Source organism: Deinococcus multiflagellatus (genome assembly GCF_020166415.1).
In the GTDB taxonomy this organism is placed as follows: domain Bacteria; phylum Deinococcota; class Deinococci; order Deinococcales; family Deinococcaceae; genus Deinococcus; species Deinococcus multiflagellatus.
Genome location: NZ_JAIQXV010000027.1, coordinates 17,645 through 32,293 on the forward strand (window position 1 = coordinate 17,645; position 14,649 = coordinate 32,293).

Genomic DNA, 14,649 nt, shown 5'->3' on the forward strand with positions numbered 1-14,649 from the left:
CACAAGGTCTGATGGTGTGTCACGGTAAGGCCATCAAGCCAACCAGTGATTGGGCCAGTTCAGCCCGTGGGGAGGTTGCCATGTCGCGGTACCGTGTTCGTGCTCAGGTTCAGCTCCAGCCCCCCTACACGCTGATAGACCAGGACGACGCGGTGTTCGCGCCTGGTGAGCAGTACCTCATGGAGCTGCTGGCCTGTGACGTCAGCCCCCTCACCATCAAGGCGTACGCCGATCAGCTGAAGTCGTTTCTCAACGCGCTTGCCCCTCTCGGCATCGCCTGGGACGCCGTTCGCTCTGATCAGGTACGCGACCACATCCTCTGGATGAAGCGGGCCACCAAGACCAACCGGATCCCTCGAGGGCTGACTTCCCCTGTTCCCGGCAGCCTCAACCCACAGACAGGCAAACCGTACCTGCCGACCACGTATCAGCCCACCACCATCAACCACCGCCTCACGGTCATCACGGGGTTCTATCAGCATCACATCGGGCGGGGCACCTTCGCACCCCCCAACCCCGCCCGGCCGTCCGTGCGGCGGCGCTTCGCCCATCACAACCCAGAAGAACGCTGGGCTCAAGAAGCCCGCACACCGTACCGCCAGCGGCTCCCGAAAACCCAGCCGCGGTATCTCTCCGACGCCCAGTGGGATGCGTTTTTCCACAGCCTCACCTGCGACCGGGACCGCGCCCTCTTTATTCTCGCGATTTCGGCTGGCAGTCGCGCCGGGGAGAGCTTGCGCCTCCGTCTGTGCGACGTCAACTTTGGAGACCAAACAGTCCGCCTGATCGCCAAGGGCACCCGAAACGAAGATTGAATTCGGGCTGCACCCGAGTTTTTTACCTGGCTCACCCTCTATCTCGCCAAAGGTTATACCGACATCCTGCCAGACGCTCCGCTCTGGGTGACCCGCCGCCACCCCCGCCAGGCACTGACCTACGACGCCCTGCGCGCCGTGCTCACCCGTGCCAATGCCACATTGGAGACGAACTGGACGTTTCACGACTTCCGGCACACGTGCGGTTACCGCCTTGGACGCGATCCACAGATGACCCTGGTCGCGATTCAGGCCCATCTGCGGCATGCCCACGTCACCACCACCCAGCGCTACCTGGCCCAGCGGGAAGACGACGTTCAGCAGCAACTCGCCGAGCATCACCAGCGGCGCCTGAACGGCGAGTTGCGCCCGAGGCCCATGGCGGCCAGCTACGGCTACGATCCAGCGGACCTGGAAGAGTTTTTCGATGACGCGGGGCTCCGGAAATGACGGTCCTCACCCGAACATCGGCGCCGTTTGAGTCCATCCTGCACGATTACGCCAGCTTCATGACGCAGGTGGGGCTCCTGAACGACAAATACCGCCGGGCCAACCTGCGCCTGGCCGAGCAGTACCTCGCGGCACTCCTGGCGCACCCTGGCGACACCTGGCAGGAGCGGTGGATCCACCTTGAGCCGCTGTACGACGAGATTTTCATTGAATCGAGGCCGAACTGGCAGAGCTTGCAGCGCCGTGTGCTGTGCACCCTGATCTGCCTGCGGGTGTTCCGGCCCAGTCTGGCCTTTTTGCTTCGCCCGGACTGCGTGTGGCTGAAAGAATACTTCTGGCGGACCGAAGCGGCTGACTTCTACGCCTCTGCCTGTGACACGGGCCGTACACGCAAGGTCGCCACCCATTCACTGGCCAGTTCCATGCAACTCCTGGCCCGGATCGCGCTTCATCAGGGCAAACCACTTCTGGCACTCACCGAAGGGGATTTCCTAGAATTTGCGGCCCTGGCGACCACCACAACGAATCCCGTGGCGGGCACCCGAGGCGTATCCACCGCCAGCGAGATCCTGCGCGATCTCGGCGTCAAGGTGCCCTTGATGCACGCTGGGCAGAAACAACGGGCCGGTCAGTTCAGTGTGGAGTACCTCGTCGAGCGTCATGGTGTGGTCAGTCCCGAGGTGCGCCATCTGCTGATTCGGTACCTGCAGGAACGGGCCCCGTCGCTGGACTACGGCTCGCTCGACAACCTTTCGGCCATTCTGGTCCGGAACTTCTGGTGTGACGTTGAGAAACACCATCCCGAGGTCACCACGCTCGCCTTGCCCCCTCAAGTGGCGCAGGCCTGGCGGGAGCGTTACGCCTACAAGCCCAATGGCGAGCCCCGAAGGAATGCGATCAACGGCTTTACCGCCGTCCGCGCCATGTACCTCGATTTGCGGGAATGGGCGCTGACCGACCCTGAACAGTGGGGCGGGCATGTGTACGCCTCACCCGTCAGCCTGTCGCATCTGGCAGGCGGCATCAAACAGAAGCGGCGGCATCGGTTGGAGATGCAGGCCCATACCCGTTTCATTCGCCCGTATGTTGAGCGGCTCGTGGTGCACAGCCGCCAGCGCCTGGACCTCGCGCAGGGCCTCCTCCAGGAAACCCGGCACCAGGAGCACGGGGCACGCTTCCTCTTCCGGGGCACCGAGTATAAGCGACCCTGGATTGCCACCGGCAAGCGACGGTTGAGACTGCTGCAGGATGGCCGGACGCCTGTCATGGTTCAGCGCGTGGCCGACGGCCTGAGGTGGAATGCGGAGATCGAGGAGGAACGCGCGTTCTGGACCTGGGCCATCATTCAGGTGCTGCGGCTGACCGCCATTCGGGTGGAAGAACTGCTCGAACTCACGGACTTGTCGATCATGCCCTCCATCGTGGATCCGGCGGTGAAGGTGCTGCATATCGTGGCGTCCAAGACGGATCAGGAGCGCTATCTCCCGATTGATCCGGAACTGATGAGCGTGCTGGCAGCCATCAAACGGCGCGCCAAGGGTCGGGATGGCCGCGTCCCCCTGATCATCGCGTATGACCTGGTGGAGAAAGTCCACTCGCCGCCATTGCCCTTTCTCTTTCAGCACGTCACGCATGGGTCGCGCCGGCTGTTCCGGCAGGGGATCGTGAATGAGATGCTCCGGCGCGCGGTGCAGCAGGCCAACCTGCGAACCCCTCAAGGCGACCTGGTGCGCATCACCACGCATGATTTCCGGCGTGTGTACGCGACTGAGATGGTCAATGGCGGTCTCCCACTCCACATCGCGGCCCGGTTCCTGGGCCACAGCAACCTGGAAACCACGCGCGGGTACGTCGCCACCTATGAGCAGGAGGTGGTGCAGCAGTACGGGGCGTTTCTCGCGCGCCGCCGCAAGAACCGGCCCGAGGAGGAATACCATCAGCCAACGGCGGAAGAAATGGCCGAGTTTGCCGAGCACTTCAAGCAGCGAACAGTTGCGCTGGGCCGGTGTTTCCGCCCATTTCGCGCGCCATGCCACCATGAGCATGCCTGTGTTCGCTGTGGCAGCCTGGCCATGGACGTGGAGCAATTGCCCCGGTTACTGCGCATTGAGGAGGAAACCCGGGCGTCCCTCAATGAAGCGCGCGAAGCCGGATGGACAGGCGATATTGAGGGCTACGAAACGACACTGGCGCACATTGAGGAGAAGAAAGCGCAGGTCGCACGAATCGTGCATATCGCTACAGCGGATTCACCTCCGCCCCCGGACTGACCGGAAGTCGTATCGAAACGACATTGTCTCAGTCTGCGGCCTCAACACGCACAGATCTAGCGAACGCTCCACGCCTGATTGAGACAAAAGGGGCCAGTCCGGTGGCCGACGCGACTGGTCCCTTACCGCCGCAGGTACGCCTGGGCCACATATCCAGTCTGACCCTGCCACGTCACCCGGCACCAGCCGACCGCGCAGCCCAGCAGACTGACCCGCACCCCTTTCGCCAGCGTGGCCAGCTTCAGCGTCTGCGCACTGGGCCCAGCGCGCAGGTTCACGCCCGTGGTCGTGTACCGCGCATTCGACCCACTCACTGGCGGCGCCGACGCGGCCTGCGGCGCCGCGGCGGGCGCGGCCGTGCCCCCGCACTCCGTGGTGTATCCCAGGTCCCCGCACACGTACGAGCCGGTGTCACTGGGGCAGGAGTGCCAGCGGTGACAGCCGTCCCGGTGCGCCTGCGCCGGCGCCGCGAGCAGGAACAGCACCGACAGGGCCGCGAAACTGACCACGCGCCGCGTGGCCCACCAGGTGTTTGGGGTCATGGGTCAGCCTCCCCAGCGCCGTGGCCCGCCGTCAGGTCAACATGACCACCCCCCTGCCGGGGGCACGCACCACCCTGGTCCTCGCCGCCCACCGGCCGCTGTCCCGGCACACCCAGCGCCCCTGAGCCTGCGACTGTTCCCTCACCACGCCCTCCCCTCACCCTGTCACCCTGAAGGCCGGCCATGCCCACCGTCCTGATTGTCGATGACGACCCCGCCATCCTGGAGGTCCTGCGCGTGTACCTCCGGGCGGAAGGGCACACGGTGCTCGAAGCGCAGACCGGCCCGGACGCCTGGGCCCTGCTGCCCCGCGCGGACCTCGCCGTCCTTGACTGGATGCTGCCCGGCATGACCGGCGTGCAACTCGCCCGGGGCGCCCGCGCCGCCGGCCTGAGCCTGCCCATCCTGATGCTCACTGGCCGCGGGGAAGAGGACGACAAACTGCTCGGCCTGGACGGCGGCGTGGACGACTATGTGGTCAAACCGTTCAGCCCCCGCGAAGTCACCGCCCGCATCCGCGCCCTGCTGCGCCGCGCCGGCGTGCACCACACCCTCACGCTGGGCGACCTCACCATCAACCTGCGCGCCCGGGACGTGCACCTGGCCGGTGTGCGGGTCGAGCTCTCGAAACTGGAATTCGACCTGCTCAGCACCATGGCGCAGCACCCCGGCATGGCCTGGTCCCGCGAACGCCTGCTCGAGCGCGTCTGGGGGCCGGACTTCCCCGGCACCGAACGCGTGGTGGACGTGCACATCACCGCCCTGCGCCGCAAACTGGGCGATCCCCCGGACGCCCCCCGCTTTCTGGAGACGGTGCGTGGCGTCGGGTACCGCTTCCGCGATGAGGACGCGCCCCGGGCCATACCGGGCTGACCATCTGGAGACCGCCCACCTCACTTCCACTGCGGTGGACCACCCTCATCCCCCAGGACCTTCCGAGGCGGGCCCAGGCTCAACAGGGAGGCGCGGTTCCACCAGAATGGCCATGGGAGCACTGCGGATCAGGCGCTACACCGGCACGGCCGCTGTCCTTCTTCTCAACCGCAGCAGCATCCAGATGCTGACCAGAATCAGGGGAATGCTGATCAGGTGCGTGTCGGTAAAGAAGCCGATGCCGGGGGCGTCCAGGCCCTGGTTCAGGTAGGCCCTGGGCGACAGGGGGTTGAGGCGGAAGGTTTCTTCCCAGCCGGCGCGCAGAATCGAGTACCACAGCCAGAACTGCCAGAAGGCCCAGCCGGGAATGCGCGACCGCAGCCAGAAAAAGGCGGCGACCGACAGGATGATGCCGATAATCACGCCGTACAGCTGGGTGAAGTGCACCGGCGCGGTCATGACGAGCTGATCGCCAATGCGCTGGCAGTACTGCGACAGGTCCATGTCAGGGTTGGGATTCTTGATGCACATGCCGTCGTGGAAGGCGCGGGCGCTGTCCGGCCAGCGGAAGCCCACGGGCCAACCGGTCACGCGGCCCACGGTGTCGGTGCCGTTCATGATGTTGCCGATGCGCCCGCCGATGATGCCGAAGGCCACGCCCGGGACACACAGGTCGGCGTAGCGGTAGAAGTCCATGCCTTTGCGGCGGGCGTAGTACAGCATGACCAGAATGCCGCCGATCAGGCCCCCGTGAATGGAAATGCCGCCCTGGCGCAGGTTGACGATGTCCAGCAGCACCCGGGGGAAGGGAATGTTCTCGAACTGGTGCCAGGAGGTGGCCACAAACACCAGCCGGGCGCCCACCAGGCCCCAGACGATCATCCACAGAATCATGTCGTTGAACAGGTCCACGTTCAGGCCACGCTCCCGCGCCATCTTTGTGCCCAGCCACACGCCCGCGACAATCCCCAGCGTGATCAGCACGCCGTACCAGGCAATCGTGAAATTGCCAATCTGCACAAACACCGGATCCATCTGTCCTCCTTACGATTGGAACGCTGCTTACCGTAACCAAAGCTCGTTAAGCTTCTGTCAGACAGGTGATGGAGCCGGTCCGGCAGGTCAGGGCGTGACGGGGGTCAAGGCACGAACCCCGGTGCACCCCCTTCCCTTACTGCCACCGGCCTCCACCATTCGCCGAGCGGTACACCGCGCCACTGCGCCCCACCGCGATCAACTGATCCCCATTCTGAGGCGACACCGCGATGAGCCGCGCGCCTTCCGGCAACGCGAGGGACGTCCACGTCCGCCCCTGATTGGTGGACCGGAACGCGCCGTCCGGCCCCGCCAGGAACAGCACGCCACTGTCCGGGTGCACATCCAGATGCACGCCGCGCGGCGCGTCCGGGCGCCGGGTCCAGGTCACGCCGTCCGGCGACACCAGCAGACCCTGGGCGTCCAGCGCGTACAGCGCGGGCTGCGGGCCTGCCGCGAGCACCGACGCGCCCGCCGTGGCGTCCGACAGGTGCGTCCAGTCCTGACCGTCTGCCGTGCGGAACACCCCCCGCCCCATCACGTTCGCGTACCACACCTCCGGCCGGCCCGGGTCCACCGCGAACCCGTGCAGGTCCCGGCCCGGCAGGTTCCCGAACCCCAGGTCCGTCCAGGTCCGGCCGTCATCCCGGCTGACCTTCAGCACCTCATGCCCTGCCAGGACCGTGCCGTCCCGGGTCCGGGTGAGCGCCATGGCGTCGCCTGCCCCGTCCGGCGCGGCCCACGTCCGCCCCCCGTCCACGCTGCGGCGCACCCCCGCATGCTCCCCGTACAGGACCGTGCCGCTGCCCAGCACCTGCAGCGCGTGAAAGTCCCCACTCAAGGTCTGCGCCTGCGGCGCCCGCCCGCACCCCACGAGCGCCAGCACCAGCGCCGCCCCCACCCCCCAGCCGACCATCCGTCTCATCCCGGCCACCGTACGGGTCGGACGTTACGTTTCTGTAAAGGCGGGCGGGTCCAGCCGGTCCCTGCTGGCCGGCAACTCCACCTGAAACACGCTCCCCACACCGGGCGTGGAGGTTACGCTCAACTCGCCCCCCATCGCCCGCGTCAGGCCCCGCGCGACCGTCAGGCCCACCCCGCTGCCCTCGCCCCGCGTGCGGGCCGCGTCCGCCCGGAAGAAGCGCTCGAACACCCGGTGCAGGTGCTCGGGCGCGATGCCGGTGCCGGTGTCCTGCACCACGAGGCGCACCCCACCGCCGGCGTCCTGCGCGCCCACCCGCACCGCACCGCCCGGCGCGGTGTGCCGCAGCGCGTTGCTCAGCAGATTCGCGAGAATCTGCGCTGATCGCGCCGGATCCGCCCGCACCTGCAGTCCTGCCCGGCCTGCGTCTACCTGGAGTGTCACGCCTTTGTCCTCGAACGCCAGCGCGTACCGGTCCTGCACCTGGGCGAGCAACGCCGCCACCAGCACGTCCTGCAGCGTCAACTCCACCTGCCCGGCCTCCACCCGGCTGACCAGACTCAGGTCCCCCGCCAGGCGCTCCAGGCCCGCCAGTTCCCGTTGAATGGCGCTCAAGGCCTGGTCATGCGCCATCACGCCGTCCTGCGCGGCCTCCACGTACCCGCGCACCGCCGCGACCGGCGCGCGCAACTCATGCGCGACGTTCCCGATCAGTTCCACCCGCGACTGCTCCACGCTGGCCAGGGTGCTGGCCATGGTGTTGAAGCTGTGCGCGAGCTCCGCCAGTTCATCCTGCCCGCCTTCCGGCAGCCGGCGGCGGTACTCCCCCCGGGCCAGGGCAGCGCTGCCCGCCTGCAGGGTGCGCACCGACGCCGTCACCCGGCGCGCGGCCACCCACGCAGTCACGGCCGCCACCAGCAGCGCGGGCGGCAGGGCACTGAGCAGCGCGCGGGTCAGGGTGGCGCGCATGCCCTCGTTCAAGTCGCCGCGCATGGCGGCCCCCGCGTCCCCCAGCAGCTGCACCATCTCGTTGACGTGGTGCTGAATGAACGGATGCGCCGCCAGTTCTGCGGCCACCAGCAGCACCACGCTGAGCACCGCCATCACGGCCAGGTGGTTGAGCAGCAGTCGGGGAAACAGGCGCATACGCCCCCTGAGCCTACCGCGCGGGGCGGGCTTTACAGGAACTTTACATGTCTTCTCTAGGGTGAAGGTATGACGACCACACGACGCACTCCCAAACCTGCTGGCCTGATCACCCTCCTGACGGCAGGAGCCCTGCTGACCGGCGCGGCCCTTGCCCAGGGCATGGCCGGGATGGACCACAGCAATATGCCGGGCATGGGCAACGCGTCCAGCGCCATGAAGATGGACAAAATGGACCTGAGCGCCCTGACCAAACTCGAGGGAAAAGCCTTTGACCGCGCGTTCCTGAGCATGATGGTGCCCCATCACCAGATGGCGGTGGATATGGCCAAGGCCGCGCTCCCGGTGAGCAAGGACGCCACCGTGAAAGCCTGGGCGAACGCCGTGATCAAGGATCAGACCCGCGAGATTACCCAGATGAACACCCTCCTCAAAAGCATGGGCGGTGTGAACACCGCCATGGCCAACCAGATGAAAAGCAGCATGAGCGGCATGGCCGACATGGTGAAGAAGTCCAAGACCCCGGATGTGGCGTTCGTGCAGGGCATGCTGCCCCACCATGCGTCCGCCATCGACATGGCCAACCTCGCCTTGCAGCAGGGGCAGGACGCCCGTGTGCTGAGCCTTGCCAAAACCATCATCACGGCGCAGGCGAAAGAAATGCTCGACTACCGCACGTGGCTCAAGAAGCGCGGCCTGTAAGGCGCGGCGCCCCAGGCGGAGGGGCCAGCAGCGGATAAGATCCGCCGCGTCCAGGCCACACCTCACCACAAGAACCGGCCGAAGGCACCCAGCGCGGGTGCCTTCCACATGGGGTGAAGCTGGCGAGGCCCAGGCGGCGTGCGGGCCCCACGTTCGCCTTAACACGAACAAAACAGGGCGCACTTAAGGTCAGGACTGTGAAGCTTGCACGCACGACCTTGTTCGGAACAGGCCTGTTGTCTGTGGGGGCCGCCGCACCCTACGCTCAGCAGACCAGTTTTGGCGTTCCCTCCCCTCTGATTCAGGCGGCACAGGCCGAGACCAGTGTGCCGTCCACCTGGCAGGTCCTGCCAGCCACGGCAGGGGGCCGGCTGGAGACCCCCGTCATGGAAGTCGCGCCATTCAATGAGCTGATTCCCAGCTGGAACGTGACGGGCCCAGCGGGCAGCGCCCTGCAGCTCGAGGTGCGGGTGCGCAGGCCCGATGGCCGCTGGACGCCGTACTTCGGATTCGGCACCTGGCGGGCCAGTGGCGCGCGGCGCAGCGCGCCCGTCACACGCACAGCTGACGGCACGGTCAACACCGACACCCTGACGCTGGGCTTCCGCAGCACCGCCTTTCAGACGCGCGTGACCCTGGGCGCGGGTCTCCAAGTTCACCTGCTGTCCGTCAATACGTCTGACACCGCGCTGCGCCTGAGAGATCAGGGCAAAGCCGGCCAGCACAATGCCTGGAACCGCGTGCTCGACGTTCCCCGCCGGTCGCAGATGATCTACCCGGGTGGTGGGGAGGTCTGGTGCAGTCCCACCAGCGTCAGCATGCTGCTCGGCTTCTGGAACCGGCCTGTACCGGTGCCGGTCGCCGCCGCAGCCACCTTTGATCAGGCGTACGACGGGTATGGCAATTGGTCGTTTAATACCGCTTACGCCGGGGGACAGGGCCTCCAGGCGTATGTCACCCGCCTGGGAAGCTTGCGGGACGCGGAGGTGTTCGTGCAGCGCAGCATACCGTTGGCCGTCAGCATTCGGTTTCAAGCGGGCGAACTCCCTGGCGCGCCCCTGTCGTGGTCGAATGGGCATCTGCTGGTCCTGGCTGGCTTTGACGCCCGAGGGAACCCGGTCGTGAACGACCCGGCCGCGCCGTCCGACGCGACCGTTAAACGCACGTACCCCCGGGCCGTGTTCGAACGGCTGTGGCTGAACCATGCGGGCGGCATGGCCTACGTGATGGCGCCGCGCCCTTGAAGGAGCAGTCGGGCACGACGGCTGAGGTCACCGCGTGCGCGGAGAGATCGAGGCGTGGCCCTCCGTGTTCGCCATGTCTGACCGTCGGAAAGGCCTCACCCCCGGCTGCAGATGCGTCGCAACTGTCTTGCTGGACTTTCCCGGCCCCCTGAGCATCAAACGCCCACGCCCAAATGGTCGTGGTCCTGGAGCCACACATGACACCATTCTTCTCCGCTTCACCACGTCCGCCCCTGTGGCGCCAGCTCTTGCCCCCCCTCCTGGCTGCTGGTCTGGTTGCTCTTCTGGCGGCCACCCTCCTGAGTCCCGCGCGCAACGCCACTGATGGCGGTCCTCTTGTGGGAAAATCAGCGCCTCCGCTCACCTTGCAGACCCTCGACGGTTCTACCATCAGCCTCGTCTCACTCCAGGGACGGCCGGTCATCCTCAATTTCTGGGCGTCCTGGTGTGGGCCTTGCCGTGAGGAAGCGCCCCTTTTCCGGGAACTGAGTACGCGTCAGACGGGTCAGGAGGGGCTTGTGGTCCTCGGCGTGCTGTATCTGGAGCCCAGTGAGCAGAACGCCCGCGACTTTATCCGCGAGTACAGCTTGGCCTACCCCAACCTTCGTGATCCTGGCACGCGGACGGGCATTAACTACGGGGTGGCTGGCGTACCAGAGACCTTCTTCATCAGCGCTGATGGCGTGGTTCAGCATGTGGACCGGGGCGGCCTGAGCCGGGAACGCTTGAATATCGGCCTTCAAAAGATCGGGGTGCCCACGCTGTGATATCGAACGCCCTCAGGGAAAGGCTCGTGTCCGACTCCACCTCAGTTCGCTCAATTCGACCGCCGCAAGGTCAATCTGTGAAAGGAGTGCCATGAAACGTCTTCTGCCGCTCGCCGTCCTGCTCGCTGCCTGTGCCCAAAACGGCGGTGAAATTGAGGGCGTGAAGAGCTTCAAGAATGAAGGTGGGCTGCACCAAGCTGGGCGACTGGACTATGCCCAGCGCTCACCGGCGGGCGGGGCGCACAACAGTACCTGGCAGAATTGCGGGGTGTACGACCGACCCATCTACGATGAATACGCCGTCCACAGCCTGGAGCACGGCGCCGTATGGGTGTCGTATCAGCCGGACTTGGGCGCCAGTCAGGTGCAGCAGCTCAATGGGCTGGTGGATGGGCGTTCCTCCACCCTCCTCTCTCCTCATGAGTCTCAGTCGGCGCCGATCATGGTGACAGCCTGGAACAAACAACTTGAAGTGCAGGACGCCGGGGATGCACGCATCGCGCAGTTCATCCAGAAGTACGAGCAGGCCGGTGAAGCCCCTGAGGTTGGCGCTTCCTGCACGGGCGCGTCCGACGATACGGTCTGAGCGGGCAACTGAACCTCTCTTCTCCGCCGTGGTCCACGGTCAGATGCAACCCGAAGTCGGGAGGGTGAGAGCGCCGTGCGCACAGGGCTCAGGGGTAGGAGGGCCAGACCGCGCGCCACATGGCGCCCGGCGGAACCACATGAACACCACAACAGGCTGTCCTGGGCGACGCGGCATCAACGGCGCCAGGCGCGGTGTGGACAGAACGTCGTGGCGGCGGGCATCAAGGGGACGGCCGGCGGCAGTGCGGTCCGCCAGGGCCCATCTGTGTGGACTTCGAATTGTCGCGGGGTCTTCTGACCGGCGGCGACTGGTCCAGCGTGCTTCGGCGCCGCACCCTTTGATCACGCCCGTGCCCCGGTCGCTGAACAGGAGCACACTGTGTTCAGGCGCAAGGTCAGACAAGGCTCGCCTCAAATTCTGCAGTGCGTGGAGTAGTCGGCGGCAGTGGGCCTGCTGACCCTGCTTGTCCTCTCACGTCTTGACAGGAACTTAACAGGAACCCAGCACAGTGGTGCGTATGCCGCACGGTCATGTGTCCTGCCGCTGGGCACCTACGCCTCATCTCAGGAAGGTAACCCCCATCAGCCGGTGCCCAGCTGACCGGGGCCATTCGCCGTGACGCAGGTGCTGATCGTGGATGATGACCCAGCCATCCTGGAGGTGCTGCGTGCCTATCTGGGCGCCGCGGGTTATACCGTGCTGGACGCGGAAGATGGGTTGAGCGCGTGGCCTCTGCTAACACAAGTGGACGTGGCCGTGCTGGACTGGATGTTGCCTGGCCGCTCGGGCTTGGACCTGGCCCGCGCCGCCCGGGCCGCAGGGCTGACCCTGCCGATCCTGATGTTAACCGGCCGCGGCGAAGAAGCTGACAAACTGCACGGTTTGGACAGTGGGATGGATGATTATGTGGTCAAGCCCTTCAGTCCGCGTGAAGTGACGGCCCGTATCCGGGCGCTGCTCCGCCGCGCAGGCATCCAGAACATCCTGAGCGCGGGTGAGCTCCTGATAGATGTTCGCGGCCGGGAAGCGCGACTGTCGGGCGAACGGCTCGACCTCACCAAACTGGAGTTTGAACTGCTTGCCACCATGGCGCAGCACGCTGGACTTGCCTGGACCCGGACACGGCTGCTGGAACGCATCTGGGGTCTGGACTTTCCGGGCACGGAACGTGTCGTGGATGTCCACATGACGGCCTTGCGCCGTAAACTTGGGGATACCATGGACACACCGCGCTTTATCGAAACCGTTCGCGGCGTCGGGTACCGCTTTAAAGAAGTCGCTGACGAGTAGCTGCAGCACGTGTCATGGTCCATGTACGGGGCCTGCCTCCGGCCCGGCTGCCTCTCTGGAAGCCCTCGCGGAGCGCTCTGCAGCACGGTCCGACTGGGCTCCGACCTCATCCGCCTCGTGGGTGGTGGGCGGCGGGATCAGTGCAGGCAGCGCGCCATTCATGGAGAGGATGGAGGCGGTGATGTCACGGAAAATCGGGGCGGCCAGCTGCGAGCCCTGATATTCACGTTTTGCGCCGCGCACCATCACCGTCACGGTATAACGCGGCTGTTCGGCTGGAAAGAAGCCAGCGAACGTACTGGTAAACACTTCGCTGCTGTACCGGCCGCCGATAGCGACCTGCGCTGTACCAGTTTTTCCGCCCACATGATACCCCGGCAATTCTGCGCGGCTTTGAATGCCTTCATCAATGACCGCGTGAAGGAGCCGCTGCATGGTGCGGGCGACATCTGGGCGCAGCACGCGGCGCGTGCGCCGCGGTTGGTCGGGAGAAAGTCGGGGGGCGATATACACGCCATCATTCGCAATCACATTGAACGCAGCGGCCATCTGGAGGTTGGTCACGCTCAGGCCCTGCCCGAACGACATGGTGGCTTGCGTCAAGGGCGTCCATCTGTCTGGAGCGGCGAGGCTCCCGTTTGCAGTGGGGCCGGGAAGCTCAACTGCCAGGCCCAGTCCGAAGGCCTGAAACGCGCGGTGAAGGGTCATGGGCGGCACGTTTTCGATTAAGCGCGTCATCCCAACATTGCTGGAGTACCGCAGGATCTCCCACGTCCGCAGGACCGAGGGGTGCGGGACCAGGTCATTGATGACCGTGCCGGCGTACGGCCGGCGCATCGGCGTCTCATACACCTGCGCCGGTGACGTCAGGTTCTCTTCCAGGAGCGCGGCCACCGTCAGTGCCTTGATCACACTGCCCGGCTCGTACTCGTCCACAAATGCCCGGTTGCGCCACTGCGCTGGAACGGTTCCTGCCCAGGCACCAGGATCAAAGGTGGGCCAGTTGGCAACCGCCAGGAGGTGCCCGGTGTGGCGGTCCATTACCACCACAGACCCTGACGCTGCTTCCACCCGCTTGACCGCCTCTTCCAACACCTGCTCGGCCGCCGCCTGGATGGTGCCGTTCAGCGTCAGGGTCTGGGACTTGCCCTGCGCAAGCTCAGCATTCAGCGTTCGCTCCAGTCCTTCCAGACCTCCATCTGCGCCCAGAAACCCAACCACGTTCGCCGCCATCGGGCCCAGGGGATACTGCCGGCCCTGGGCGGTGTGGACGGCCACCAGGGTGCCGTCCATCAAGCGAATGGCGCCGCGGGTGGGCGTCACCGCATTTACGCGCGGTTCCCCGGCCCAGGACAGTTTGAAGAATGCTGGGAGGAGTGACGTGAACGCAAGGAAGGCAGCCGTCCACATCAGGCGAACCCGGCGGCGCTGCCGGGCTTGATGTGAACCTTGAAACAAGTGGGGAAACCTCATGAACCCGATCAGTCTAGAGGTCACGTATTGCGTTTCTGTAAAGGTGCACCGCCGGAGTGCCAGCGGGACCGCAGAACCTCTCCCACCGTCTTCCGCGCGGGCGCCCCTGATCAGCGCTGGCCATCCTAGGCCCGACCCTGACCACGTTCTCCTGGCCATCCCGGCGTGACCGTTCCGCAGTCAGTCAGGCCGAGCTGCCGCTCTTTTTGCGTTCAGCGCCTGGCGTCCAACCTGGACCTGCTGTACCAGGCGGCTGCAGCACCTGCCGCCAAGGTGTCTGCCGGTGCAGGCACAAGGTTCAAGCCCGTGTCCTTCGCTGTTGTTGGGTTAGTCCTGGACGCTGACCTTCTGCGCCGTGTACTGCCGCGTGGCTGCTGTGCTGCCGCTGCCGTCGCTGTTAGGCGCGGTCTGAAGAGACACTGCGCACCGAATAGGCGCGCAAGACTATGGCCACCCACGGTGGTTTCGTCAGGCAGAGCCACCAGAGGGCACCAACTCCTCCGGGCACAGGCCAACCTTCATGTCCACCGG

At 65.8% G+C, this 14,649-nt stretch carries 14 protein-coding genes; 9 read left to right on the forward strand and 5 right to left on the reverse strand.

What is annotated here, in order from left to right:
- The first annotated feature begins 80 nt into the window (after window positions 1-80).
- The 3 genes from K7W41_RS21550 (at window position 81) to K7W41_RS21560 (ending at window position 3,535) form a co-directional block, all read left to right on the forward strand.
- Complete coding sequence (locus K7W41_RS21550; RefSeq protein ID WP_224612454.1) at window positions 81-815, forward strand: site-specific integrase; 735 nt, start codon at window positions 81-83, stop codon at window positions 813-815.
- 87 nt (window positions 816-902) lie between these two features.
- Window positions 903-1,265 carry a tyrosine-type recombinase/integrase gene (locus K7W41_RS21555; RefSeq protein WP_224612456.1) on the forward strand — a complete coding sequence of 121 codons (363 nt, stop codon included), beginning with the start codon at window positions 903-905 and terminating at the stop codon, window positions 1,263-1,265.
- Window positions 1,262-3,535 carry a tyrosine-type recombinase/integrase gene (locus tag K7W41_RS21560; protein ID WP_224612457.1) on the forward strand — a complete coding sequence of 758 codons (2,274 nt, stop codon included), beginning with the start codon at window positions 1,262-1,264 and terminating at the stop codon, window positions 3,533-3,535. Before K7W41_RS21555 ends, K7W41_RS21560 begins: the two co-directional genes overlap by 4 nt.
- Before the next feature lie 122 nt (window positions 3,536-3,657).
- Here K7W41_RS21560 and K7W41_RS21565 read toward each other — a convergent pair whose 3' ends face one another.
- Window positions 3,658-4,077 carry an SH3 domain-containing protein gene (locus K7W41_RS21565; RefSeq protein ID WP_224612459.1) on the reverse strand — a complete coding sequence of 140 codons (420 nt, stop codon included), beginning with the start codon at window positions 4,075-4,077 and terminating at the stop codon, window positions 3,658-3,660.
- Window positions 4,078-4,260: 183 nt separating this feature from the next.
- Between K7W41_RS21565 and K7W41_RS21570 the strand changes: the two genes are divergently transcribed.
- Window positions 4,261-4,950, forward strand: coding sequence for a response regulator transcription factor (locus tag K7W41_RS21570; RefSeq protein WP_107139216.1), 690 nt, complete (start codon window positions 4,261-4,263; stop codon window positions 4,948-4,950).
- 135 nt (window positions 4,951-5,085) lie between these two features.
- Here K7W41_RS21570 and K7W41_RS21575 read toward each other — a convergent pair whose 3' ends face one another.
- The 3 genes from K7W41_RS21575 to K7W41_RS21585 all read right to left on the reverse strand — a co-directional run bounded on the left by K7W41_RS21575 (window position 5,086) and on the right by K7W41_RS21585 (window position 8,053).
- Window positions 5,086-5,985 (reverse strand): prolipoprotein diacylglyceryl transferase, encoded by a 900-nt coding sequence (locus K7W41_RS21575; RefSeq protein ID WP_224612461.1) that lies wholly within the window; start codon window positions 5,983-5,985, stop codon window positions 5,086-5,088.
- A gap of 136 nt (window positions 5,986-6,121) precedes the next feature.
- Window positions 6,122-6,910: a WD40/YVTN/BNR-like repeat-containing protein gene (locus tag K7W41_RS21580; RefSeq protein ID WP_224612463.1), complete on the reverse strand. Its 789-nt coding sequence runs from the start codon at window positions 6,908-6,910 to the stop codon at window positions 6,122-6,124.
- 24 nt (window positions 6,911-6,934) lie between these two features.
- Window positions 6,935-8,053 (reverse strand): sensor histidine kinase, encoded by a 1,119-nt coding sequence (locus tag K7W41_RS21585; protein ID WP_224612465.1) that lies wholly within the window; start codon window positions 8,051-8,053, stop codon window positions 6,935-6,937.
- A 69-nt stretch (window positions 8,054-8,122) separates the two neighbouring features.
- Between K7W41_RS21585 and K7W41_RS21590 the strand changes: the two genes are divergently transcribed.
- The 5 genes from K7W41_RS21590 to K7W41_RS21610 all read left to right on the forward strand — a co-directional run bounded on the left by K7W41_RS21590 (window position 8,123) and on the right by K7W41_RS21610 (window position 12,645).
- Window positions 8,123-8,755, forward strand: a complete 633-nt coding sequence (locus tag K7W41_RS21590; protein ID WP_058979647.1) for a DUF305 domain-containing protein — start codon at window positions 8,123-8,125, stop codon at window positions 8,753-8,755.
- 386 nt (window positions 8,756-9,141) lie between these two features.
- A complete protein-coding gene (locus K7W41_RS21595) occupies window positions 9,142-9,999 on the forward strand; it encodes a C39 family peptidase (protein ID WP_224612467.1) in 858 nt (285 codons plus the stop codon).
- Between the two features lie 197 nt (window positions 10,000-10,196).
- On the forward strand, window positions 10,197-10,766 hold the full coding sequence (locus K7W41_RS21600) for a TlpA disulfide reductase family protein (RefSeq protein ID WP_058979813.1): 570 nt from the start codon (window positions 10,197-10,199) through the stop codon (window positions 10,764-10,766).
- A gap of 91 nt (window positions 10,767-10,857) precedes the next feature.
- A complete protein-coding gene (locus K7W41_RS21605; protein WP_224612469.1) occupies window positions 10,858-11,352 on the forward strand; it encodes a DUF3105 domain-containing protein in 495 nt (164 codons plus the stop codon).
- A gap of 618 nt (window positions 11,353-11,970) precedes the next feature.
- Window positions 11,971-12,645 (forward strand): response regulator transcription factor, encoded by a 675-nt coding sequence (locus K7W41_RS21610; RefSeq protein WP_189059743.1) that lies wholly within the window; start codon window positions 11,971-11,973, stop codon window positions 12,643-12,645.
- Window positions 12,646-12,657: 12 nt separating this feature from the next.
- Here the strand turns inward: K7W41_RS21610 and K7W41_RS21615 are convergent, their stop codons facing one another.
- Window positions 12,658-14,118, reverse strand: coding sequence for a peptidoglycan D,D-transpeptidase FtsI family protein (locus tag K7W41_RS21615; RefSeq protein ID WP_224612471.1), 1,461 nt, complete (start codon window positions 14,116-14,118; stop codon window positions 12,658-12,660).
- Between the last annotated feature and the right edge of the window lie 531 nt (window positions 14,119-14,649).

Excerpts from the sequence above, each read along its gene's own strand:
- K7W41_RS21615 (WP_224612471.1), bottom strand. The coding sequence starts at position 14,118 with ATGAGGTTTCCCCACTTGTTTCAAGGTTCACATCAAGCCCGGCAGCGC.
- K7W41_RS21590 (WP_058979647.1), top strand. The coding sequence starts at position 8,123 with ATGACGACCACACGACGCACTCCCAAACCTGCTGGCCTGATCACCCTC.
- K7W41_RS21585 (WP_224612465.1), bottom strand. The coding sequence starts at position 8,053 with ATGCGCCTGTTTCCCCGACTGCTGCTCAACCACCTGGCCGTGATGGCG.
- K7W41_RS21605 (WP_224612469.1), top strand. The coding sequence starts at position 10,858 with ATGAAACGTCTTCTGCCGCTCGCCGTCCTGCTCGCTGCCTGTGCCCAA.
- K7W41_RS21550 (WP_224612454.1), top strand. The coding sequence starts at position 81 with ATGTCGCGGTACCGTGTTCGTGCTCAGGTTCAGCTCCAGCCCCCCTAC.
- K7W41_RS21580 (WP_224612463.1), bottom strand. The coding sequence starts at position 6,910 with ATGAGACGGATGGTCGGCTGGGGGGTGGGGGCGGCGCTGGTGCTGGCG.
- K7W41_RS21565 (WP_224612459.1), bottom strand. The coding sequence starts at position 4,077 with ATGACCCCAAACACCTGGTGGGCCACGCGGCGCGTGGTCAGTTTCGCG.
- K7W41_RS21575 (WP_224612461.1), bottom strand. The coding sequence starts at position 5,985 with ATGGATCCGGTGTTTGTGCAGATTGGCAATTTCACGATTGCCTGGTAC.
- K7W41_RS21595 (WP_224612467.1), top strand. The coding sequence starts at position 9,142 with ATGGAAGTCGCGCCATTCAATGAGCTGATTCCCAGCTGGAACGTGACG.
- K7W41_RS21600 (WP_058979813.1), top strand. The coding sequence starts at position 10,197 with ATGACACCATTCTTCTCCGCTTCACCACGTCCGCCCCTGTGGCGCCAG.
- K7W41_RS21570 (WP_107139216.1), top strand. The coding sequence starts at position 4,261 with ATGCCCACCGTCCTGATTGTCGATGACGACCCCGCCATCCTGGAGGTC.
- K7W41_RS21560 (WP_224612457.1), top strand. The coding sequence starts at position 1,262 with ATGACGGTCCTCACCCGAACATCGGCGCCGTTTGAGTCCATCCTGCAC.